This is a genomic window from Dermacoccus sp. UBA1591 (genome assembly GCF_002322065.1).
Lineage (GTDB): Bacteria > Actinomycetota > Actinomycetes > Actinomycetales > Dermatophilaceae > Dermacoccus > Dermacoccus nishinomiyaensis.
Genome location: NZ_DCNR01000021.1, coordinates 17,725 through 19,114, shown reverse-complemented (window position 1 = coordinate 19,114; position 1,390 = coordinate 17,725). Strand labels below are relative to the sequence as shown.

General features: G+C 70.9%; 1 protein-coding gene. It reads right to left on the bottom strand.

All coding sequences use genetic code 11. From position 1 onward, the window contains the following. Window positions 1-311: 311 nt before the first annotated feature. On the bottom strand, window positions 312-1,390 hold a 1,079-nt coding region (locus tag B2284_RS02450), incomplete at its 5' end, for a DNA gyrase C-terminal beta-propeller domain-containing protein (protein WP_286697140.1).

The following is a 1,390-nucleotide window of genomic DNA, read 5'->3' as shown; positions in this document are numbered from 1 at the left end:
GCAGAACCCTGGCCGTCACCCGGCGCGCCCGCCGCAGCTGCGTCACGTGGTGGTGGTTGTGTCAGTCCTGACTGCCGCACGGGCGAACAACTGACTCAGCTGGCCAACACAGGCTGATGCGCCGCGGTGGCTTCGGAGTGCCACCGTCGCCATCAACGGATGGAGGCGACGCAGCTGCGTCACTTGGTGATCGTTGAGTCAGTCCTGACTGACACAGCGGTAACCACGTGACTCAGCTGTCGATGCGAACTGCACCAGGGGCCGCCATAGAGGCCCGCAACGCCCCGCGCCAGCACCCACCCCGTCAAACGTCAGGCGTCGTCACCGTCGAACAGACTGAGGCGGCTGCCGTCGTCGCCGATCGCACCGTCGCCCGTCTCTTCGCCCGCCGTCACCGGCGTCTGCTCGGCCACTTCGGCGGACGACGCGTCGGCGGCCACCGACGCGTAGGGGGCCGTCGTGCCGATCGCGGCGATCTGGCCGGGGGCGGTGTCGCCGGAACCGTCGCGCTTGCCGTCGGCGTCGTCGAGGGTGAGCAGCTTGCCGATCGCCTTGCCCGAAGCATCCGCCGCGCGCGCCGGCGCGGAGCCGACCCACGCGAACGCCAGGTGGTTCTCGCCGCGCAGGAAGCGGTGGGCGCGGACGCCGGCTGTCGCGCGTCCCTTGGCGGGGAACTCGGTGAACGGTGCGACCTTGAGCGAGGTGATCTCACCGTTCGGCGAGCCCGGGTGCCCCGCGCCGGTGACGACGATGCCGTCGCGCGAGACGGAGCCGAAGAAGATCGCTCGTGCGCCGGCACCGAGCTTGATGCCGGCGACACCGCCGCCGGTGCGGCCCTGCGGGCGCACGTTCGCAGCGTTGAAGTGCAGCAGTTGCGCCTCGTTCGTGACGAACGTCAGCTCCTCGGTGCCGGTCTGCAGTTCGACGGCACCGACGACGACGTCGTCGCCCTTGAGCGTGATGACCTCCATGATCGGCTTGTTCGCGTACTCCGTCGTCACGCGCTTGACGACGCCCGCTGCGGTACCGAGTGCGAGGCCGGGGGAGTCGGCGCGCAGCGACGTCACCGTCAGCACCTTCTCGCCGGGTGCGAGGTCGACGAACGCGGCGACGGGCGCGCCGCCGTCGAGGACGGGCGCTGCGTGCGTGTCGACGAGGTGCGGCAGTTCGAGCGCGCTGACACGGAACAGCCGACCTGCGGACGTGACGACGCCGAACTCACCGCGCGCGCTGGTGCGCGCGGCGGCGAGGACGACGTCGTGCTTGCGGCGGCCACCGTCGGTCGACAGCGGATCGGCCGAGGTGGTGCGCGCGATGAGGCCGGTTGACGACAGCAGCACCCAGCACGGGTCGTCGGGGATCTCCAGCGGCATCGACGACTTGGATGCCG